The organism is Paenibacillus cisolokensis, from assembly GCF_050481165.1.
Taxonomy (GTDB): Bacteria; Bacillota; Bacilli; order Paenibacillales; family Paenibacillaceae; genus Paenibacillus_AH; species Paenibacillus_AH cisolokensis.
Genome location: NZ_JBCNFP010000057.1, coordinates 38,211 through 59,300, shown reverse-complemented (window position 1 = coordinate 59,300; position 21,090 = coordinate 38,211). Strand labels below are relative to the sequence as shown.

The 21,090-nt window shown below is 57.9% G+C and carries 17 protein-coding genes; 4 read left to right on the top strand and 13 right to left on the bottom strand.

What is annotated here, in order from left to right; genetic code table 11:
- Positions 1-89: 89 nt before the first annotated feature.
- From ABEV74_RS10030 to ABEV74_RS10010, 5 genes are all read right to left on the bottom strand, one after another.
- Entirely contained in the window at positions 90-848 is a 759-nt protein-coding gene (locus ABEV74_RS10030; protein WP_430145662.1) for an iron ABC transporter ATP-binding protein, read from the bottom strand.
- Positions 845-1,789 (bottom strand): iron chelate uptake ABC transporter family permease subunit, encoded by a 945-nt coding sequence (locus tag ABEV74_RS10025; protein ID WP_430145659.1) that lies wholly within the window; start codon positions 1,787-1,789, stop codon positions 845-847. Before ABEV74_RS10025 ends, ABEV74_RS10030 begins: the two co-directional genes overlap by 4 nt.
- Positions 1,779-2,732: an ABC transporter permease gene (locus tag ABEV74_RS10020; RefSeq protein ID WP_430145656.1), complete on the bottom strand. Its 954-nt coding sequence runs from the start codon at positions 2,730-2,732 to the stop codon at positions 1,779-1,781. The genes ABEV74_RS10025 and ABEV74_RS10020 overlap by 11 nt, the downstream gene beginning before the upstream one ends.
- Positions 2,733-2,909: 177 nt before the next feature.
- Complete coding sequence (locus ABEV74_RS10015; RefSeq protein WP_430145653.1) at positions 2,910-3,110, bottom strand: hypothetical protein; 201 nt, start codon at positions 3,108-3,110, stop codon at positions 2,910-2,912.
- A 24-nt stretch (positions 3,111-3,134) separates the two neighbouring features.
- Positions 3,135-4,400 (bottom strand): hypothetical protein, encoded by a 1,266-nt coding sequence (locus ABEV74_RS10010; RefSeq protein ID WP_062489947.1) that lies wholly within the window; start codon positions 4,398-4,400, stop codon positions 3,135-3,137.
- A gap of 192 nt (positions 4,401-4,592) precedes the next feature.
- Between ABEV74_RS10010 and ABEV74_RS10005 the strand changes: the two genes are divergently transcribed.
- On the top strand, positions 4,593-5,543 hold the full coding sequence (locus ABEV74_RS10005) for an AraC family transcriptional regulator (protein WP_430145650.1): 951 nt from the start codon (positions 4,593-4,595) through the stop codon (positions 5,541-5,543).
- Positions 5,544-5,579: 36 nt separating this feature from the next.
- Here ABEV74_RS10005 and ABEV74_RS10000 read toward each other — a convergent pair whose 3' ends face one another.
- On the bottom strand, positions 5,580-6,602 hold the full coding sequence (locus ABEV74_RS10000; RefSeq protein ID WP_430145648.1) for a methyltransferase domain-containing protein: 1,023 nt from the start codon (positions 6,600-6,602) through the stop codon (positions 5,580-5,582).
- A 626-nt stretch (positions 6,603-7,228) separates the two neighbouring features.
- Complete coding sequence (locus ABEV74_RS09995; RefSeq protein WP_430145646.1) at positions 7,229-8,524, bottom strand: MFS transporter; 1,296 nt, start codon at positions 8,522-8,524, stop codon at positions 7,229-7,231.
- A gap of 256 nt (positions 8,525-8,780) precedes the next feature.
- On the opposite strand from ABEV74_RS09995, the gene ABEV74_RS09990 reads away from it, so the two are divergent.
- The 3 genes from ABEV74_RS09990 to ABEV74_RS09980 are packed head-to-tail and all read left to right on the top strand — an operon-like array spanning position 8,781 to position 12,974.
- A complete protein-coding gene (locus ABEV74_RS09990; protein WP_430145644.1) occupies positions 8,781-9,269 on the top strand; it encodes a MarR family winged helix-turn-helix transcriptional regulator in 489 nt (162 codons plus the stop codon).
- Positions 9,270-9,303: 34 nt separating this feature from the next.
- Positions 9,304-11,031, top strand: coding sequence for an ABC transporter ATP-binding protein (locus tag ABEV74_RS09985; RefSeq protein ID WP_430145641.1), 1,728 nt, complete (start codon positions 9,304-9,306; stop codon positions 11,029-11,031).
- A complete protein-coding gene (locus tag ABEV74_RS09980; protein ID WP_430145638.1) occupies positions 11,028-12,974 on the top strand; it encodes an ABC transporter ATP-binding protein in 1,947 nt (648 codons plus the stop codon). Before ABEV74_RS09985 ends, ABEV74_RS09980 begins: the two co-directional genes overlap by 4 nt.
- Here ABEV74_RS09980 and ABEV74_RS09975 read toward each other — a convergent pair.
- The 6 genes from ABEV74_RS09975 to ABEV74_RS09950 all read right to left on the bottom strand — a co-directional run bounded on the left by ABEV74_RS09975 (position 12,962) and on the right by ABEV74_RS09950 (position 21,071).
- Positions 12,962-15,079 (bottom strand): multicopper oxidase family protein, encoded by a 2,118-nt coding sequence (locus ABEV74_RS09975; protein WP_430145634.1) that lies wholly within the window; start codon positions 15,077-15,079, stop codon positions 12,962-12,964. The genes ABEV74_RS09980 and ABEV74_RS09975 overlap by 13 nt on opposite strands.
- A gap of 759 nt (positions 15,080-15,838) precedes the next feature.
- On the bottom strand, positions 15,839-16,786 hold the full coding sequence (locus ABEV74_RS09970; RefSeq protein WP_430145632.1) for a hypothetical protein: 948 nt from the start codon (positions 16,784-16,786) through the stop codon (positions 15,839-15,841).
- Positions 16,787-16,836: 50 nt separating this feature from the next.
- Positions 16,837-19,272, bottom strand: coding sequence for a heavy metal translocating P-type ATPase (locus ABEV74_RS09965; protein ID WP_430145629.1), 2,436 nt, complete (start codon positions 19,270-19,272; stop codon positions 16,837-16,839).
- A 29-nt stretch (positions 19,273-19,301) separates the two neighbouring features.
- Positions 19,302-19,502 (bottom strand): cation transporter, encoded by a 201-nt coding sequence (locus tag ABEV74_RS09960; RefSeq protein WP_213531085.1) that lies wholly within the window; start codon positions 19,500-19,502, stop codon positions 19,302-19,304.
- A 274-nt stretch (positions 19,503-19,776) separates the two neighbouring features.
- The gene (locus ABEV74_RS09955) at positions 19,777-20,136 is read right to left on the bottom strand and encodes a metal-sensitive transcriptional regulator (RefSeq protein WP_082655008.1); all 360 of its coding nucleotides are present in this window, start codon (positions 20,134-20,136) and stop codon (positions 19,777-19,779) included.
- Between the two features lie 191 nt (positions 20,137-20,327).
- Positions 20,328-21,071, bottom strand: coding sequence for an aminoglycoside 3'-phosphotransferase (locus ABEV74_RS09950; RefSeq protein ID WP_430145625.1), 744 nt, complete (start codon positions 21,069-21,071; stop codon positions 20,328-20,330).
- Positions 21,072-21,090: the final 19 nt, after the last annotated feature.

Below are 21,090 nucleotides of genomic sequence, written 5' to 3'. Positions count from 1 at the left end.
CACGAATCAGGGACTTGACATATTACCGCTGGACTTTAAAAAATAAAATGATATAGTAAAAAAATTGAAATCCTGGATTTGTTGCCCGGTTACGAGAAATAAATGCCGATCCGGTTGCCGCCGATCGTCTCGATCGGGATCTCCATGTCGTATACCTCGCGCAGCACCGGCGTATCGATAATGTCGGCTGTCGGCCCCTCCCGGACGATTTTTCCGCCCTTGAGCGCCACGATATAGTCCGAGTAGCACGATGCAAAATTGATATCATGGAGCACAAGCACGACCGTCTTGCCCAATTCGTCGACCATCCGGCGAAGCACTTTCATAATTTGAACCGAATGCTTCATGTCCAGGTTATTGAGCGGTTCGTCCAACAGCACGTATTCGGTATCCTGCGCCAGCACCATCGCGATGAAAGCGCGCTGGCGCTGACCGCCGCTCAGCTGGTCCAAATATTTGTTTTCGATATCTTCAAGCTCCATATACCGGATCGCTTCGTCCACATAACGCCAGTCTTCCTTCGTCAGCCTCCCTTGCGAATACGGGAACCGGCCGAAGCTGACCAGATCGCGGATCGTCAAGCGGATATTGATATGGTTCGTCTGCTTGAGTATCGAGACCGTCCGGGCCAGTTCGTTGCTCTTGTAGCGGCCAATCTCCCGGTCGTTGATGAAGATTTCGCCGCGGTCCTTGTCGGCGAGCCGGCTGATCATCGACAGCAGCGTGCTCTTCCCCGCTCCGTTCGGGCCGATAAACGAAGTGATTTGGTTCCTGGCGATCGCGACCGAGACGCTGTCGACGACCGGCCTTCCTCCATACAGCTTCGTGACGTCTCTGACTTCTATCATGCTTTACTCTCCCTGAGCAGCAAATACAAGAAATATACGCCGCCGATGAAATTGATAATGACGCTCAGCGTCGTTGAGAACGTGAACACACGCTCGACGACGAACTGCCCGCCGACGAGCGCGATGACACTGATCAGTACCGAACCGGTCAGCAAGTAGGAGTGGCGATAAGTCCGGAACAACTCGTGCGCGACGTTCGCGACAAGCAGGCCGAGAAACGTAATCGGACCGACGAGCGCGGTCGAGATCGCGATCAGCACCGCGACGACGATCAGCAGCCGGCGAACGGTGCGGTCGTAAGGAACGCCTAGTCCGATGGCATGGTCCCTGCCGAGCGACAGCACATCCAAATATTTGGCATACCGCATCGCGTAAAGTATCGTCAGCGCCGTTAAGGCAAACGCCAGCGCCAATATATCGGTATTGACATTGTTGAAGCTTGCGAACATGCGGTCCTGCACGATCAGGAACTCGTTCGGGTCGATCAGTACTTGCAAAAATGTCGATATGCTGCCGAAAAAAGTGCCGAAAATAATCCCGACAAGCAACAGGAAAAACAGGTTTCGCCCTTCTTTGAACAGCACCTTGTACAGCAGCGCCGCAAAGATCATCATAAGCCCGACGGTAATGAAGAAATTGACGCTTTTGTTGATCACCATCGGACTCATGGAGCCGAAGACGAAAATGATAAACGTCTGAATCAGCATATATAGCGAATCGAGCCCGATAATGCTCGGCGTCAATATCCGGTTGTTCGTAATCGTCTGAAACACCATCGTCGCGAAAGCGATAGCTGCGCCGGTCAGCGCGATAGCCGCAATTTTGACGAGCCGGCGGGGCAGAACGTAATCCCAGTTAGTCCCCGATTTATAGAAAACGAATGCGGCGATCAGCAGCAGGGCGAACGCGGCGAGCGCGGCGATTTTACCTTTAGGATGCATAGGCCCTGCTCCTCATCAGCAAATAAAGGAAGATACCGCTTCCGATAACGCCGACTGTCAGACCGATCGGAATTTCGTACGGATAAATGATGACGCGGCCCAGAATGTCGCAAGCGATGACGAAGACGGCGCCGAGCAAGGCGGTATGAGACAAATTGTTTTTCAAATTGTCGCCCCGATAAATCGACACAATATTCGGAATGATGAGCCCGAGAAACGGGATGGTGCCGATCGTCAGCAGTACGACGGAAGATACCGCGGCGACGAGAATAAGGCCGATGTTGACGACCTGACGGTAATTCAGACCGAGATTTTTCGAAAAGTCCTCGCCCATTCCGGCTACGGTGAACCGGTTGGCGTACAGGTAAGCGATAACCATCAGCGGAATGCTCAGATAGAGCATCTCGTAGCGGCCTTTCATCACGATCGAAAAGTCTCCCTGCAACCAGGACGAAATGTTCTGAATGAGATCGTTCTTGTAGGCGAAGAACGTCGTGATGGAACTGATGATATTGCCGAACATCAGGCCGACAAGCGGAATGAAGATCGCATCCTTGAACTTGATTTTGTCCAAAATCTTCATGAAAACGATCGTGCCGGCCAGCGCGAACACAAATGCGACGGCCATCTTCAGCAGCGGCGCCGCGGACGTGAACAGCATCAGCGCGACGAGCACGCCGAGGCGGGCCGAATCCATCGTGCCGGCCGTCGTCGGCGAGACGAACTTGTTGCGTGTCAACTGCTGCATAATGAGACCGATAATGCTCATGCTCGTGCCGGCAATGATCAGACTGACGAGTCGGGGAAGCCGGCTGACGAGCAAAATCTGAATCTGCTGCTCCGTCAGGCTGAACAAATCGAGCGGAGAAATATCTTTGACCCCGATAAATACCGAGCAGACGGATAAAACGATCAATGCCGCCGTTAAATAACGTTTCTTCATATGTCGTTCACGCGCTTCCCTACTCTTCATAGATAATGATATTCATTATCAATCAACTCATTATTATTATACCTGACAAACTTGATTTGTCAATAAATTCTGGCAATGTTAAACCGGCGGCTCTGCAATGAAAAACAGGCCGCCCGGCGGCAGCCTGTTCATGGATTGCTTTGACGTTTACTTCAACGATGCCTCGATGAACGATTCGCGTCCGTTAACCGGCAGCAGCCGTTTCAGCGGCCGCGATTCCGCCGGTTGGGTGGCGTGGTGGACGAGCCCGACAGAACGTACGGTTGCGCGCTTGCGCACCTCCAGGGCCTTATGCCGCCGCTCATGCGCAACGCTCGCCCGTATAGCGCACCTGAAGGAACCTTGCAATCAAGGCCCCTCCCCTCCTGCACGCTATTTCGCTTCCGCTTCCCATTGCTGCTGGGCAGCGCCGACTTCGCCCCAAAAATGGTCAAGCTCGCGCTTTGCCACTTCCCGGACGAACGGCAGCTCCTCACCCATCAGCTCCGGTGACCAGCGCCGCCCGAAGTTCGCGTGCACCACTTCGTCAGCCCAGTCGTAATCCTGAAACTGCGCCATCAGCGGATGTTTGGCCACATCCCGGCACCATTCGTATTCCTTCTTCTTCCCGTTTGAAATCATCGCGCCTTCCTCGATGCCGATGCTAAGCCACGTATATTGGGCGCCCGGCAGCTTCGGCGCATTCACATCGTAGTCCGACGTGTACTGCGGCCGGGATTTCCACTCGTAGCCGTCCGCTTCCAGCGCCGCTTGCCCAAACATCGCATGGCGCGCCTCGTCCCAGATATGCCGCGCCAGATCATAATAGAATGCCCAGGGCATATTGCGCTGGCTGTAATAGACAGCCGCGATCAGTTCGCAGGCGGTCATCTCCTCCTGCCGGACGCGCATCTTCATGACGAGCTCCCGTTCGACCGGGTCGCCGGTCTTGAGCGGCGACCCGGTTCGGGCCAGCGTCGTCGGTCCCATGCTCCGCGGATCGCGAACCGAGCGATGCGGCAGCCGGTACGGCTCGCGCGAACGGTCGCGGACCGGAATATCCTTCGACCGCTCGCCCTGCCCGTCGACGCCGCCAGCCGCATCGAGACAAGCTTGCAGCTTGGCGGCGAACGATGCCGTCGCGGCCTCGTCATACGCGCCTGCGCTCCTCAACGCCTCCAGCAGCTCTTCTCCCCATCGCACCTGCTCTTCCAGATCGTAAGCGGCCTGCCGCAGCACCCGGATCGTCGGCTGGTCGACGATTTGCTGCGTCCTCGCCATATGATTTCGATATGCAGCCAACATCGCCGGACGGATAATGCCGTAAATGCCGACGGCCAACTCGTAGTCGTTGCGCGCGTGTATCAGCTCATCCATCAGCAGCGTCAGACACGGGTCCGGCTCCTTGTTCAGCACAGCCGCGGATGTCCGCATTTGGGGAATCCGCTTGCGCAGCGACTCCGCCGCTTCGGCATCCTCGTACAGGTGCCGGCACAGACCGAGCTTTAAGTCCCAATCGCCGCGCGCCGGCAGCTGGCCGGCAGCCGTCCGCGCCAATGCTTCGTGCAAGTAACGGTAGCGCTGCAATATTTGCACATTTTTTTCAATACTGTAAGCTCCGAGCGCGTACGGGTTCGCAATGCCGGTAAACGAGATCATCTTCCTCCACTCTCCTTGCGCATTCGTGTCGCCTTGCTTTGTCCTTCATTATATTCACGAGCGAAACGGCCAACAATGAACGCCAGCGGGAAAGTGTTGCACGAATTTGATCTCCAAGGAACAAGCGATTCGTATATACTGTTATCAAGACCGATACAAGAACCGATAAAGGACGAACAGGAGGCGAAAACGATGCTGCCAACCGATCCGGAACGTTCCGGCAGCGAAATGGGCTTCACCGCCCGGGGCTTCCTGCCCCGGTACAGAATCGGCGGCGATTTCGTCATTCGACCGGGCTGGACGCTCGGCCCCCGGACGATTCGCGACTACGAGCTCGTATACTTTCCGTCAGGCTCGCGCACCCGTTACCAAATCGCGGATCAGACATTCGCGCTCGCAGGCCCTTGTCTGATTTTGACACCGCCAGGCATCGAACATGCGTATATATTCGACTCGGATCAGCCGATACGCCACCAATTTATCCATTTCATGCTGGATCAAGACGGCGATGCTCCGTTGCCGCACGATCATCCGATCCGCAGCATTCCGGCGCACGTCCCGGCGGACCGCGCCCCGCTCGTGGTGCAGCTTGTCGCTTCGGCGCTCGCGCTGGCCGCCGCACAGCCGGATCGTTGGCGCTCTCGATGCGCCGCGCTCCTGCAAGTGGCCCTCGACGAGCTCGCCGCATCGGCCGCGCTGCCGGCGCGGTACGATCAGCGTTCCGTACCGGCGGCGGGTCTGCCGCCGCAGATCATCCGGGCGCTCGCGCACATTGACGAGCATCTCGAGACCGAGCTCTCCATTCCGGCGCTTGCAGCAGGCGCGGGCTGGACGCATGAATATTTTACCCGCGTCTTTACGGCCGCCGTCGGGCTTCCGCCCAAGCAGGAAGTGATCCGTCGGAGAATCGATCGCGCCTGCGAATATTTGTTGCTGGAGGCCTCGTCTGTCAAGGAGATCGCGTTTCGCGTCGGATTCCGCAACGAAGCTTACTTTTGCCGCGCCTTCAAAAGATGGAAAGGCGTGAGGCCGTCCGAATATCGGGAGCGGTACGCCGATCCCCGGCTGCATCGGCTGTACCTTGCCCCCGCCGTCGCGCCCGAGAAACGCGCGCATCCGCTCAATGTCTATTTGGGCGATTGAAGGCGGACCGGACCCGTCACCTTCATGACCGATTCGCTACCCGCGCCGCAGAAGGAAGAGCGTCGGCCGATGAGCCTTCAGGCTGACCGTTATCGTGCGCACGCACAACAGCGACGCCGCTTCCGCCGAGGCAAGCAGCTCTTCCGGGCATTCGGTCAGCATAACGGCGACGCCTCCTTTGCGCAGGATGCGCCCTGTCTCCTTAAGCAGCCCGCGATACAATTCGGGAATGTCCTCCTTCCGGCCGATCTGAACGCCGAACGGCAAGTTGGCCGCGACCTTGTCGACGCTGCCCGCATCGAGCGGCAGACGGCGGGCATCCCATTCCCGCAAATCGATGTTCGGGCGGTCCTTCACATTAACCAGCGCGGCCTTCAGCGCTTCCGGCGACAGATCGCCACCGGCGATGCGCGCATACGGATACTGCAACCGCTCCGCGACAATCGTGCCCGAACCGCAGCACGGGTCGACAAAAACATCTGCTTCTTCCGGGTCGGACAGCCGCACCATGGCATGGGCAACGGGCGGACGCAGGGCAGCCGGCGCAAACTGCCTGTCCGCCCCCCGGTAACGAAAGGCGGCATCCGTCAACCGCAACGAGAACGTCGCCTCGCTGTCGTCGATATCCAGCCGAAACTCCACGTTCGACTCATCCGCCTCGCCGAAACGCCAGTCCTTGTAACGTTTTGCAATGCCGGCCCGGGCGGCCTCCGCCGCCTCGAAACGGCTGTACGATTGCTTGCCGCGGCGACTTGCGTTGACCCGGAAACATCGCTCTCCCGCCCGACCGTTCATGGCAAATGAAAGGTCGAGCCGGGCAATCCGCTCGGTGAGCGCCGGCAAATGAATACGGTGGGGGCCGACCTCGAAACGATCGATCACCCGGTACAAATTGTCCGCCGTCCGCAAAGCCATTAATCGGTCCAGGGAACAGGCCGAGGCGAAAAACACCTTTCCTCTGGCGGATTCCAATATATGAGCATCGGTTATTTTCATTTTTATTTCATCACTCAACACGGTTTCCAGACCGGGCAGAACGGTTGCGAAATAACGGATCATCGTGAATACCCCATCCTTCCGTTTTCGATATGGAAAGAACGCAAAAAACCGCGCATGAACAAACGCTCAGTCGCGGTTTCTTTTGAAAGCGGCGATAAACGATTCGGTTCATTCGACAGTGCAGCCTTCGGGCACGGCAATATAACCCCTCCCATTTCAGGGGCGCCGACTTCCTAAAGGTCGCAATCGTTATGCAGTTCAGTTGGAATGAACGCATACTGTCAAAAAAACCGCCATCATCATCACGGGCACGATGCCTCCAATTATTTCAATTTTTCAACTATTATACTGCAGCGTTGCTGCCGGTACAATAGCGAAATTCGTTCCTGACAAAATGGCGCCCACACTATAAGTAATACTTAGAATTACTTTGGAACACTCATAGAATTCAAATAAGTAATACTTAGTGTTATTTCGTGTTATTGTAACTTCTCCCTCTCCCGAAAACCCGCTTCTTATAAGCAAAAAACGCTTCCTTCACAACCGGGGTCGGCTCATTCCGTTACCCCTTTGCACCTCTTCCAGCAGCCCTGCACCTCTTCCAATACCCCCTGTACCTATCTTCCAGCGTCCCTTTGAACCTCTTCCGTTAACCTTTTGCGGATGGCTCAGCGCCCCCCTGCACCTCATCCATTATCCTTTTGCGGATCGTCCAGCGGTCCTCTGCGGATCATAAGCGAGATCAGAAAGGCGACGAGCAGCAGCCCGAACGGCACGGCGCTGATGAGATAACGGAACGTCGCTTCCGGGTTCGGCCCCGGATTATCGCCGCTCACATAGCCGAAGAGCAGACCGACGATCCAGAACGCGACGGCGGAGATAAGCCCGCTCGACCTGGTAATGAATCCGGCAACGGCCGTGTAGACCCCTTCCCGCCGCCGTCCGGTAACGGCCGCATCCAGATCGACGATCCGGCTGCTCAGAACGGCCGGAGAAACGAGAAAACCCGCCAGACCGAAGCCTGCCATAACGCCGGCCGCGATGCCTCCGCCAAGTCCTTGCGCGAACCAGAGCGGAATGACGGACAAGCCGTACACCGCCAGCGACAACTGCCACCCTCTCCGTCCCCCCAGCTTCCGCACGACGAAGTACCAGACCGCGACGAGCGGAATCACCGAGACGAAGACCGAGGCCAGCAGGATGGATGTTTGCGATTCCGGAATGCCGAGCGCATATTTGGCGTAAAACGGAATAATCGAACTGAGCAGGCCGTTGACGGTTTGGGCGAACGAGTTGGCCAGGTTGAAAATCCAGAAATTTTTGTTTTTCAATGTCGCGCGAAACGCGTCCGCGAACTTCAGCGGCTCCACCTTGCGGGCATCCTCGCGCTCCCTTACCGTCCACATGCAAATCCACATAAACACAATAAACACGAGCGAGTACAGCAGCGCCATATTGCGAAACCCGTATTCGGTAAAAATGATCGGCGTCAGCGCGGTGCCGATGAGCAGCGCGACGATCTGAAAAGCTTGCTGCACCGCCGAAGCTTTGGCGCGCGGCTTGTCCCCGCGGAACAGCTCCGGGAACAGCGCGCCGTAATTGACCCACAGCACAGTCGATACCGTTTCGTAAAGCAGCAGAGAGACGAGAAACCAATAGAACAGGTCCATTCCCTTCGTCCCTTCCGGAACGGCGAACACCATGACGAAGGTCAGGACGAACAGCGGCATCGAAGCGTAAATCCATGGCTTGCGCCGGCCGTAACGGGTGCGGGTGCGGTCCGACCAATAACCGAACAGCGGCTGGTTCGCCGCGTCCCAGATCAGGTAAATCGTACGGGCAAGCGTAGCCAGGCCGATGCCGAGTCCGAGCTTTTCAACGTAATAGTAGCTGTAAAACGCGCTGAACGCCTGGACCGGAACCATCATGGCCAGCATGCCGAACGCGTACGTGATCGGGGAATTGACCATTTTCCGTCTCATCCGCGCCTCTCCTTTTCCTTTTCGACCGTTTGTTTTCATTATATTCGGATTGCAGTATTTTGGAAGCGCTATTTTTGGAAATACGAGGCAGTTTATATTCCGTTTAAATAACGCGCTTATATTGTTGATGCAAAGTCTGACGCCAATGAAGCGGTGTCGGGCGCTTGACATTCGGCTTTCCGGTCCATAAACTTAACTTACCTAAATAAATTATTTAGTACCTAGTTAAATAAAAGGGAAGGAGCCGATCATAGCGATGAACCGCGACGACCAAACTTCACTGGCGCTCCTCCGCGCATTTCGGAAGCTGCGGCACATTCAGTTTCATGCCAGAGGGCCGATGATCGAAGGCTGCACGAACAGCGAGACAATTCTGCTTCTCGTCCTGAGACGAAGCATGGGGAAGGATTCCCCCGGCTTGAAAGCGTCCGAGTTAAGCGGTCTCCTCCGCATTTCTTCGCCGTCCGTCACCCAGATGGTCAACGTGCTCGAGGCGAGAGGCTTGCTGGAGCGAAGCGTCGATCCAGACGACCGGCGAGCTGTCAGAATTCGGCTGACCGAAGCCGGTAACCGCCTGACGGAATTGGCGGATAAAGCGATGCTGGAAGACATGAAGGGGCTGATCGCCCATTTGGGCGAAGATCGCAGCCGGCTGCTTCTGGAGTTGCTGGAGGACGTATTCGACTATTACGGCGACGGCAATTGCCCGTTTCCCTGCCCGCCGCACCGGGAGCCGGAGCAATAACCGAAACGATGAGAAAGCAGGTGAACAAGGAACGATGATCAAATTGCTGCGTTTCATGAAACCGTATCGCTGGCTCGTCGCCGGCGTATTGGCGGCCGTTTTCTTCCAGTCTCTGGCCGAACTCTATTTGCCCACGTTGACGGCCGACATTGTCGACCGCGGCGTCGTCTACGGCGACACCCCTTACATTTGGCGCGTCGGCGGGCTAATGCTTCTGGTCGCGGCTTCAGGCGGCGTCTGCGCGGTGCTGGCGAGCTTGTGGTCGGCCAAAGCTGCCGGCGGCTTTGCCCGGGATGTGAGAAACCGGCTGTTCGCGCATGCGGAAACCTTCTCGCTGGGCGAATTCGACAAGATCGGCACCGCCTCGCTCATTACCCGGACGACGAACGACATCACGCAAGTTTATAATGTCCTGACGATCATGATGCGCGTGGTCGTCATGGCGCCGATGATGTGCATCGGCGGCATCGTCATGGCCGTGTCGAGAGACGCCACCCTGTCGCTTGTCATCGTCGCCATCGTCCCCGTATTGGCCGGGTTCATGGTATTCGTCTTCCGCAAAGGCGGCCCGCTGTTCAGGTCGCTGCAGACGAAGCTCGACAAGCTCAGCCTCGTCCTGCGCGAGCATTTGACCGGCATCCGCGTTATCCGCTCCTTTAACCGGACCGCCTACGAGCAGGAACGATTCGACGATGCCAACCGTGATCTGACCGCTACGGCCGTACGGGTGAACCGGATTATGGCGTTCGTCATGCCGGTAATGGTGCTCGTCATGAACGCGGCCGCCATCGCGATCATATGGTTTGGCGGCATCCGGATCGAAGCCGGCCGCATGCAGGTGGGCGATCTGATCGCCTTTATCCAATATTCCTGGCAGATCATGTTCGCGCTGATGTTCGCCTCGATGATGTTCGTCATGATTCCGCGCGCCGCCGCTTCAGCGGCGAGAATCAACGAAGTGCTCGACATGAAGCCGGGCATCCGGGACGAGGCCGACGGGTCCGGCGCGGCCGAAGCGAAGCCTTCCGTGGAGTTCCGGAACGTGACGTTCCGCTACCCCGGCGCGGAAATGCCCGCGCTGTCCGGTATTACCTTCAAGGCGAACGCCGGGGAAGTGACCGCCATTATCGGCGGGACCGGGTCGGGCAAGTCGACGCTGCTCCACCTTATTCCGCGCTTCTACGACGCCGAGGAAGGGGAAGTGCTCGTAAGCGGCGTGAATGTCCGTCAGATGACGCAAGAGGAGCTGCGGGCGCGGATCGGACTGGTCCCGCAGAGAGCGGTGCTGTTTACCGGAACGATCGCCGAAAACATCCGTTACGGCAAAGAGGACGCGACCGATGAGGAGGTTCGCCATGCGGCCGACGTTGCCCAGGCGACCGAGTTTATTTCGGAAATGAAGGACGGCTTCGATTCCCCGATCTCCCAAGGCGGCACGAACGTATCGGGCGGCCAGAAGCAGCGGCTGTCGATCGCCCGGGCGCTCGTCCGGAAGCCCGGCATCTATCTGTTCGACGACAGCTTCTCCGCGCTCGATTACAAAACCGACGCCAAGCTGAGAGAAGCGCTCCGCACCGAAACGAAGGACGCGGCCGTCATTATCGTCGCCCAGAGGGTGAGCACGATCATGGACGCGGACCGGATTATCGTGCTCGACGAGGGGCGGATCGTCGGCGAAGGAACGCACAAAGAGCTGCTGCAAACGTCTGCGGTATACCGCGAGATCGTCGCATCCCAGCTTTCGGAGGAGGAGATCGCATGAGCGACCAGCGTCACAACGCGCAAGGCTCGGGCGGTCCCGGAGGACCGGGCGGCTCAGGCCGCAAGCAGGGCGGCGGCCCGGGGCCGGGATTCGGCTTCGGCCCGGGAGGACGCGGCGGTCCGGGCATGATGGGCATGCCGGGACAGAAGCCGAAGGATTTCAAGGGCACGTTCCGCCGGCTCGTCGGCTACCTGAAGCCGCATCGAGCCGCGCTGCTTGTCGTCCTGCTGACCGCCATCCTGAGCACCATCTTCTCGATCGTCAGCCCGAAAATTTTGGGCAACGCCACGACGGCCATCTTCGAAGGCATGATGGGCAGGATACAAGGCGATCCGAACGCCCGGATCGACTTCGGCTATATCGCCGACATTCTGCTTCTGCTGGCGGGTCTTTATGTGTTGAGCGCGATTTTCGGCTATGTGCAGCAATATATTATGGCCGGCGTATCGCAAAAAATCGTCTATCGCCTGCGCAAGGACGTGAACGAGAAGCTGGCCCGGCTGCCGCTCAGATATTTCGATTCCCGCACGCACGGCGAAACGCTCAGCCGCGTCGTCAACGACGTCGACAACATCAGCTCGACGCTGCAGCAAAGCCTGACGCAATTTATTACGGCGTTCGTGACGCTGATCGGCGTCATCGTCATGATGCTGTCGATCAGTCCGCTTATGACGCTCATCGTCGTCGTCACGCTGCCGATCAGCTTGATCGCGATCCGGCAGATTACGATGCGGTCGCAAAAGCATTTTCGGAGCATGCAGCAATCGATCGGGGAGCTGAACGGCCATGTCGAGGAAATGTTCACCGGCCACGCGGTCGTTAAAGCTTTTGGGCGGGAGCGTCAATCGGTCGGCCGCTTTCGGGAAGTGAACGACCGGCTGTACGATGCGAGCTGGCGCGCGCAATTTATTTCCGGCACGATCATGCCTATTATGAACGTCGTCGGCAATCTCGGCTATGTGTTCGTCGCGGTCGCCGGGGGCATTCTCGTCATGCGGAAGGCCATCACCATCGGGGACGTGCAGGCATTCATTTCATATTCGAAGCAGTTCACGATGCCGATTACGCAAACGGCTCAAATCGCCAATATCATTCAATCGACGATCGCTTCGGCCGAACGGGTATTCGAGCTGCTGGACGAACCGGAGGAAGTTGCGGAGCCCGCGCATACCGCCGAGATTTCCCGCCCGAAAGGCGACGTCCGGTTCGAGCATGTCAAGTTCGGCTATAAGGAAGACGCGCCGCTGATCGAGGATATGAACATCGATGTGAAATCGGGGCAGACGGTTGCCATCGTCGGACCGACCGGCGCCGGAAAAACGACGCTGATCAACCTGCTCATGCGCTTCTACGAGGTGAACGGCGGGCGCATTACGATCGACGGCACCGATATTACCCAAATGAAACGCGGCCATCTGCGCGGCATGTTCGGCATGGTGCTGCAGGATACGTGGCTGTTCAACGGCACGATTCGCGACAATATCGCCTACGGCCGGCTCGGGGCGACGGATGAGGAAGTTGTGGAAGCGGCGAAAGCGGCGTATGCCGACCATTTCATCCGGACCTTGCCGGAAGGCTACGACACGGTGCTGAACGAAGAAGCCACCAACATTTCGCAAGGACAGAAGCAGCTTTTGACGATCGCCCGGGCCATTCTCGCCGATCCGGCGATTCTGATCCTGGACGAGGCGACGAGCAGCGTCGATACGCGGACCGAAATCCACATTCAGCAGGCGATGAACGAGCTGATGAAAGGGCGGACCAGCTTCGTCATCGCCCACCGATTGTCCACGATCCGCGACGCCGACCTCATTTTGGTCATGAACAAAGGTTCTGTTATCGAGCAGGGAACGCACGAGCAGCTTCTCGCCAGGGGCGGATTTTACGCCGACCTGTACGAAAGCCAGTTCAGCGGCAGGCAGCGTCTCCGTCACTCGGGATGATTGCCGGTTGCCCGGCCGACTTCGAACGGCGTCGTCACGCCTTCGTACATCAGATGCATCGTCATGCCGATCGCGGCATGCGTCAGGTTGTGGCAGTGATCCATCCAGATGCCCGGATTGTCGGCCTTGAATGCGACCTCGTATACATCACCCGGCTGCACGTCAAGCGTATCCGACCACCACGGCGAGCCGGACGCCCGTTCCCCGTTGCGGGACAAGACGAGCATGTGATGTCCGTGCAGATGCATCGGGTGATCGGCCGCCCCGCGATTGACGATGGTCGTCTTGACCAGTTCCCCTTCGCGCACCATGAACATGGGTGTATCGGGAAACACGTGTCCGTTCATCGTGTACAGCATCTCGAACTGCCCGTCGTAAAATCCGAGCTTGTTGTCGAGGAGCATCGTAAACTCCCGGTCGAAATCGCTGTCCGGTCCGAACGCAACGGGGGCCGGACGGCCGTAATGCAGCGGGTCGAACTCGCCGTACGAGGAGACCGCGGGCGCGTCGCCTACTCCGTCCGGGCTCATCAGGACGCCGAGCGAGTCGTTGCCGCCGACCCGCAAAAAGACAGGATGATGCGGCATCGTAAACGCGATGTCGTACCGCCCGCCGGTCGTCAGCGTCAGCCGCACGTTCGAAAGCTCGCCCGGATCGTTCAGTTCCGTGCCGTCGATGGCCGTCACCCGAAACGATGTCCCGGCCAGCTCGTACCGCTGCCTGACCCAGTCGACCGTATTGATGAGCCGCAACCGGACGGGCGTTCCGGGGGCGATCGTTTCCTTGCGGATGCCATCGGCATCCCCTACTGCGAACGTGCCATCCCACAGGTGCGTCATCACCGTGATGTCCGCGGTTTTCCGAGCATCTGCCGTGTTCGGCTCGACGATCAAAGGTCCGAATAGTCCTTTCGATACGGCCTCCCTCGAGTTTTGGTGGGAATGGTACCAGAACGTGCCGACCTGTTCGGCGCGAAAGCGGTACGTATGCGTCTCGCCCGGCATGACGGCGTCCTGGGTGGCGCCGGCGACGCCGTCCTCGGCGTTCGGCACGTCGAGGCCGTGCCAGTGGATCGTGGCGCCCTGCTCGATGTCTTCGTTGACGAGCTTCACTTCCACCAGTTCTCCTTCCCTGAGCCGGATTTCCGGCCCGGGGATTTGCCCGTTGAACGTCCAGGCATCCACCGTTTTGCCGGAGCTTAGCCGGACCGTCTTCTTCATGGCGGTCAAGGTGATCGTGCGGTCGGGTTTGCCGGCGCGCGGCCCGGTCAGTTCCGTCACCGAAACCGGCGTAGCAGCATTCGGCTGAGCCGTCTGCGACGCGCCGAGCCCATCGTGTCCGGAATGTCCTTCATACCCGGCATACGCCGCCAATGCCGCTCCTGTGCCGAAATCGGCGGGACCCTCGGCCATCGCGAGGCGATCAGGCAGCTTGCTGTTCTGCATCGCCAGCGAGAACGGAACGACCGCAATACCGGCGCAGGCAAGCAGCATGCTCAGGCGGCGCAATGCGTGAACCCATCCCGGTTGCAGGGAGACGCCCCCGCCGGGCCGATTGGCGGCCCGATGTCTCGCAGCCTGCGGGAACCACAGGAGAGCGGCCGCACCGAGTATCGCGACGAGCGGAACGGCCGCTTCCGTCCACTCGAAAGGGACCGGGGGACGCAAGCTGAAATAGAAAGCGCCGAGCGCGCCGAGCAGCATCCAGCGGAACGGCCCGGCAATGCCCGGATCGCTCGCCCGACGGCTCCAGTCCTGCGGATCGCCCATTCCGCCATCGGCGGCCAGCAGCAGCCTACGCAGCCTCGGAACCGACAACAGCCATATCGATGCGGCGGGGATGAGAAGCAGCGGAACATGCAGCAGCAGCCGATCGAGCCAAAACACCGGTTCGAGCGCAAAAACCATATAAACGACCGCCGCAGCGGCCATGACGGCGGGCAGCGACACCAGGATCGCCCAGAAGCGCAGCTTTTGCGCCTTGCGGCGCAATTTGGCGACCGGACGGTCGTACAACAGCCCGGACGCTTTGATCGCCGCGATGGCGCTCATGGCAAGGAGCAGGAACAGAAGCCCCAGTTCCGTTTGCGTTGCTATCGCATACACGACAATTCCTCCATTGCTATTTGAGTGCAATGCCATTGTCATTGTAGCGAGAGACGCTTGGTCCGGCATACCGCCGACAGGTGTATTTCGGTCCGGACCTTCGGCGGGCGGCGGACCCGGACTTTTGTCTGGAGGCGAGATCGGGAAGGGTGGGATTGGAAGGAAAGATTCATTTTTTGCTGGAAGCCGATATGCTCCCGGTTAAGCCCGGAGTGGAACAAGAATACGAGAATCATTTCGTATAGCATCGAAGCATCATTTTATCAAGGCAGCATATCAACGAGGCAAAGTTAGAAAAGCCGCATGCCGGTTCCGATGGCGGTTCGATCACACAAGCCCGTCGGCAACATCAGCACAAACTGCGTGCTTGCAGACACCTTGCTTGCGGCTTCGATCATACCAGTCCTTCGGCAACCCTTTCGTCGTCGCACACAGTCGGCATAGAAGGTCGGCATAAAAGATGAAATCCTGCGATAATGCAGTTTTTTGAGGCGAAATTCGCGCATGAAGGTTAAAAAACTGCAATTGTGCAGGAAACGACTATTCCAATCGTTCGAATCCGATGTTCCGTCCTCCAGAAGATGTATTTTTGCAGGAATTTCGTCGAAAACGGGTAATACAGCCCGAAAAAGATGTACTTTTGCAGGCTTTCAATAAAAATGGGCCGGTCAACGGCCAGCCCCTTATCCGATTCGCCCCCGAAATTTTCGCTGAAACTTTCCCGCGACCATGCTCCTTAAGCCCGCCAATCGAACGGCTTTATTTCACTTCGACGACAAAAGGAACCGTAAACACCTTGCCCCGATGCTGGAACTCTCCCCAGATTTTATAGAGGCCCGCTGCCGGGAACTCGGTCATGAACTGCGCTTCCGGACCGGTCGATTTCTCGTCGAGCGGATGAACATGAATGTACTGCTCCGCATCGGCGGACAGAATGACGACATGGCCGACGGCGCCCAAATACGGCTCCAGGTCGTTAATGCCCTGCTTCGTCTCCGCATCGCGAATGGTGAACGTCAGCGTAGCGTCCTCTTTCGGTTTCGTGCTGCTGATGGCAAGCTCGATTTGTTTGCCATTTACTTCTTTCACCAGCTCCGGATCGGCCTCTACGGCCTTATGCCCGCTGGCTTTGCCCTTCACGTTCACCCAGTCGTTAAGCGTCACGCCGGCTTCGCCCTTCGGAACGAAATCCGCAAACAGCTTGTAATTCCCGCCCTCCGGAAAAGAAGTGGCGACTGTAAATTTGCCGTCTCCGATGAAATCCGGATGGATATGATTGTAGAACGACAGATCGCGGTTGACGATGATCAGATGCAGCAGTTTCTCGTGGTTGAGGTCAAAATCGTTGACCGGGTTGCCGTTACGGTCGGTGATTTGCACGGTCAATTCGGCGTTCTCGCTGGCTTCGGCGCCGTCCCCGCCGAACGTGAACGATGCCTGGAAGCGGCCGGAGTCCGCTTGCTCGTCCGCGTCATGCGCGCCATGCTCGCCATGCGCTCCATGACCGTCTTCACCCTCATGGTTATCGGCACGCTCCCCCACATGACTGCCGGTATCCTCTCCTCCATGGCCGCCGGCATGCTTCTCATGGGCCTCTTCCGAGCCCGATTCATGTCCTGTCGGAACACTATGGCCGTTTCCATTGCCGCAGGCGGACAAGAGGACGAGGACGAGAATCGCCGGGATCCATATCATGTTTCGTTTCATTCGGTTGAAAACCTCCGTTTCAATATGAAAACAAGCGGCCTTGCTGTCGCTTAATGGCGAATGTTGACGCGCTGCAGCCGCAGCGCATTGAGGACGACGGATACCGAGCTTAACGCCATTGCCGCACCCGCCACCCAAGGCGCGAGCAGCCCGGCAGCGGCTATCGGTATGCCGAGCGTATTGTAGCCGAGCGCCCAGAACAAATTTTGCCGGATATTGCGCATCGTCTTCCTGCTCATGTAAATCGCGTCCGGAATGCTCGCCAGATCGCCGCGCATCAGCGTGACGTCGGCCGCTTCCATCGCGACGTCCGTCCCCGTGCCGATCGCCATGCCGATATCGGCCGTCGCCAGCGCCGGCGCATCGTTAATGCCGTCTCCGACCATGGCAACCTTTTTGCCTTCCGCTTGCAGCTTTCTCACTTGCTCCGCTTTCTCTTCGGGCAGCACTTCCGCACGGACGTGCTCGATGCCCACTTGCGCCGCGATCGCTCTGGCCGTCCGTTCGTTGTCGCCTGTCATCATAATGACCTGGATGCCCATTTCTTTCAGCCTGCCGACCGCCGCCTTCGATGTTTCCTTGACGGTATCCGCTACCGCCACCATACCGGCATAACGGCCGTCGATCGCGACCAGCATAGCCGTTTTTCCGGCCTCCTCCAGGCGCGACATCGCATCGTAGGCATGTGCGGCTTCCACCCCGTATGTCGCAAGCAGCCGGCGGGTGCCGACAAGCAACCTGCGGCCTTCGACCTCGGCTTTAATGCCGAAGCCCGGGATCGCTTCGAACGATTGCGCTTCCGGCAACTCGACATTGCGCTCCCGAATGCCTGCGACAATCGCTTCCGCAAGCGGATGCTCCGAGTTTTTCTCCGCCGCGCCGACAAGGCGAAGAAATTCGGTCTCGTCGCCTTCCGCCGCCACATCGGTAAGCTTCGGTTTCCCGTGCGTCACCGTTCCGGTTTTGTCCAGTACAATCGTGTCGATTTTATGGGTTAGCTCCAGATGCTCGCCGCCTTTGAACAGAATGCCGAGCTCGGCGGCGCGTCCGGATCCCGCCATAATCGATGTCGGGGTTGCCAGCCCGAGCGCGCAAGGGCATGCGATGACCAGCACCGCAATCGCGTTTTCCAGCGCGGCGGCGAAATTACCCGGCGCTGCGAAGAAGAACCATGCCAGAAACGTAACTGCCGCAATGCCGACGACGATCGGCACGAAAATGCCGGAGATCACGTCGGCCACACGCTGAATCGGCGCTTTGGAGCCTTGCGCTTCCTCCACGACTTTAATGATCTGCGCGAGTGCCGTTTCTTTGCCGACCTTCGTCGCTCGGATCCGCAGCATGCCGTTTTTGTTGATCGTTGCGCCGATTACCGTATCTCCGGGCTTCTTCTCGACGGGAAGACTTTCGCCGGTCAGCATCGATTCATCCACCGACGATTCGCCCTCCAGCACTTCGCCGTCTACCGGTACTTTATCGCCAGGGCGCACCAGCACAATATCCCCGACGATGACTTCTTCCACCGGCAACGCCAGCTCTTGCCCGCCGCGCACGACGAGCGCCGTCTTGGCCTTAAGGCCCATGAGCGATTTGATCGCTTCCGATGTCCGGCCCTTCGCGAGCGACTCGAACCATTTGCCCATCACGACCAGCGTAATCAGCACCGCGCTCGTCTCATAGTACAGCGAAGGCCCGTGATGGACGTTGCCGCCCTGCAAATACCAGTCGATCGTCAAATACAGGCTGTAGAAATAAGCCGCGGAAGTCCCGAGCGCGACCAGCACGTCCATGTTTGCGCTGCCGTTGCGCAGCGCCTTATAGGCACCGGTATAAAACGGTTGTCCGATATAAAATTGTACCGGAGTGGCCAATATAAGTTGAAACCACGGATTCATAAAAATATCCGGCGTATAGATCCATGAAGTGAACGAGAAATGCCCGACCATCGACCATAGAAGCGGAAAGGAAAGAATGGCCGAAACGAGAAACTTCCGTTTCTGGCGCCGGATTTCGTGCGCACGCCGGTCGTCTTCGGGGCGTTCTTCCCGCTTCTCGATCGCTTTATAGCCGAGCTGCGACACTTTTTGCTGCATATCGGAGATCGAAACCTCGCCCGGCAAGTATTCGACGCGAGCCGTCTCCAGCGCAAAGTTGACGGAAGCGTTCGTTACGCCGGGGAGTTTGCCAAGACCTTTCTCGATCCGATTCGCGCAGGCGGCGCACGTCATCCCTTCCAGCCTGAATTCAGCCGTTTCTTTGACCGTGCCGTAACCCAGCTTGTTGATCGCCGCTTCGAGACGGGCCGCATCCACTTTCGCCGGATCGTATGTCACGCTCGCTTGTTCCAACGCCAAGTTGACATTGGCGGATGTGACGCCGTCTATTTTGCTCAGGCCTTTCTCGATCCGGTTGGCACATGCCGCGCAAGTCATGCCGGTGATTTGCAAAGTCGCTTGCCTGTCATGGTTCCCCGCGCTTGCTTCCACTTCCGTTCACTCCTTACTTGTACAGGCGTTCATACGACGTCGTAGCCTTGTTCCTCGATTGCCGCCTTGATTTGCTCGGTCGTGATCCGGTTTTCGTCATAAGTCACCTCTACGGTGCCGTTTTCGAGATCGACTTTGCCGGACGCCCCGATATCCTTCAACGCTCCCTCGACGGAGACGACGCAGTGACGGCAGCTCATCCCGTTTACCTGAAGTTTAATATTTGTCATATTCCTCATCCTTTCTTATCGCAGCCGATTTATTCGTGGCCGGCATTATTCCCGACGACTTTTCGCCGCGCTCGACTCCCGGCGCGTGGCTCGCCGCATGGTGGCGGTCAACCATCCGTATGTCGGGTCATGCCGTATCCGTTTCTTCGTATGTAGTATACCCCTCTACCCTATATAAGTCAATTATTTTTTTACGGTACCCCTGTACCCTATAATATAAAAAGCAGCATCCGATGCTGCTTCACTGGCGCAAACCGAGTACGGCGGTTGCAGGCTATTTGATCAGTTTGTTCATCGTAATCATCAGTTCGTTCAACACGTCCATGTCGCCTTCCTGAATGCGTTCGACGACACAGCTTTTCATATGGTTTTCCAGCAGCAGCTTGCCAACGCCGTTCAGGGCCGATTGAACGGAAGCGATCTGATTCAGCACGTCGTCGCAATAGGTGTCTTTTTCGATTAACCCTTTAATGCCGCGAATCTGGCCTTCGATCCGGTTCAACCGGTTGATCAGGCTGTTCTTGACTTTATCCGAATGATGGCTCTTCCGCGCCGTTCCTTCGTGGGAGCAGCATTCCGGGTCCGAAGCCGACCGCTCATTCGCCGATTCGATTTCCACGTTGTCTGCGCTCATGCGACTCGCCTCCTTTGGTTGCCATTATAACATACCCCCATACCCTATTCAAGCAAACGAAACGACCCGCTGACCGTCGATCGGCCGACAGGCAGACGGACGTCGACAGCAACAACCGCCTGCATCCGTCTGCCCCGCCGATCCTTCCTTTCCGCTCAAGCATCTTCTCGTCTGCCCAAACGTCCTGCCATTCAATCTGCCTGCAAGTCGGCAAGCGCAGCGCACATCGCCAGCCGCTCCGGATCGACATCCTCTTTCCCATAGGCATCCAGAAACGTATCGGCATACCGATCCGTCTTCAAGTTGTAACGAAGCGTCCACAAGCCCCAATGCAAATCGTAATGCCGGTCGCCGACGCCTCCGTCCCCCACATCGATAAATCCCCGGAACGCGTAGCGCTCCATGACGATATTGGGCAGACAATAATCGCCATGGATGACCGTATCGTCGGCCAGACGCTCCCGCATCCGTTCAAGTTGAGCTGCAGCCTGACCGATCCGGCCGCTGGCGGCAGCCTTGTCCAGCATTTCGGCCATTCGGCCCGGATACGGGCAGCCCTCCGTCGGAAGCCGGTGCAACAATCGCAGATGCTCGCCGAACGCAGCCGCCAGTTTTTCGGGATGCGCAAGATGTCCCGGCGATATTCCGTTTTCCCCTGCCACGGCTTCGGTCAGGAGATAATCCCGATTCTCATCCGAGCAGTAGGCGATTACCGCCGGGCCCAGCTTGCGGCTATGCAGAAAGCGGGTCATGCCGCACTCCCGTTCCAGAGCGCCCCGACCGTTCATCTTCAGATACATGACGGTTTCCCCTTCAATCCGCAGCGTGACGGCCGCTTCGGAGAAGCTACAGTCATAGGCCCGGGCTCCCTTGACAAAGTCCCGTATACGATCCGGCAGGGAGCCGGGATCGAATCGTATCTCGTTTTGTCCCATTATTACCGGTCTCCCATTC

Excerpts from the sequence above, each read along its gene's own strand:
- ABEV74_RS10030 (WP_430145662.1), bottom strand. The coding sequence starts at position 848 with ATGATAGAAGTCAGAGACGTCACGAAGCTGTATGGAGGAAGGCCGGTC.
- ABEV74_RS10025 (WP_430145659.1), bottom strand. The coding sequence starts at position 1,789 with ATGCATCCTAAAGGTAAAATCGCCGCGCTCGCCGCGTTCGCCCTGCTG.
- ABEV74_RS10020 (WP_430145656.1), bottom strand. The coding sequence starts at position 2,732 with ATGAAGAAACGTTATTTAACGGCGGCATTGATCGTTTTATCCGTCTGC.
- ABEV74_RS10010 (WP_062489947.1), bottom strand. The coding sequence starts at position 4,400 with ATGATCTCGTTTACCGGCATTGCGAACCCGTACGCGCTCGGAGCTTAC.
- ABEV74_RS10005 (WP_430145650.1), top strand. The coding sequence starts at position 4,593 with ATGCTGCCAACCGATCCGGAACGTTCCGGCAGCGAAATGGGCTTCACC.
- ABEV74_RS10000 (WP_430145648.1), bottom strand. The coding sequence starts at position 6,602 with ATGATCCGTTATTTCGCAACCGTTCTGCCCGGTCTGGAAACCGTGTTG.
- ABEV74_RS09995 (WP_430145646.1), bottom strand. The coding sequence starts at position 8,524 with ATGAGACGGAAAATGGTCAATTCCCCGATCACGTACGCGTTCGGCATG.
- ABEV74_RS09990 (WP_430145644.1), top strand. The coding sequence starts at position 8,781 with ATGAACCGCGACGACCAAACTTCACTGGCGCTCCTCCGCGCATTTCGG.
- ABEV74_RS09985 (WP_430145641.1), top strand. The coding sequence starts at position 9,304 with ATGATCAAATTGCTGCGTTTCATGAAACCGTATCGCTGGCTCGTCGCC.
- ABEV74_RS09980 (WP_430145638.1), top strand. The coding sequence starts at position 11,028 with ATGAGCGACCAGCGTCACAACGCGCAAGGCTCGGGCGGTCCCGGAGGA.
- ABEV74_RS09970 (WP_430145632.1), bottom strand. The coding sequence starts at position 16,786 with ATGAAACGAAACATGATATGGATCCCGGCGATTCTCGTCCTCGTCCTC.
- ABEV74_RS09960 (WP_213531085.1), bottom strand. The coding sequence starts at position 19,502 with ATGACAAATATTAAACTTCAGGTAAACGGGATGAGCTGCCGTCACTGC.
- ABEV74_RS09955 (WP_082655008.1), bottom strand. The coding sequence starts at position 20,136 with ATGAGCGCAGACAACGTGGAAATCGAATCGGCGAATGAGCGGTCGGCT.
- ABEV74_RS09950 (WP_430145625.1), bottom strand. The coding sequence starts at position 21,071 with ATGGGACAAAACGAGATACGATTCGATCCCGGCTCCCTGCCGGATCGT.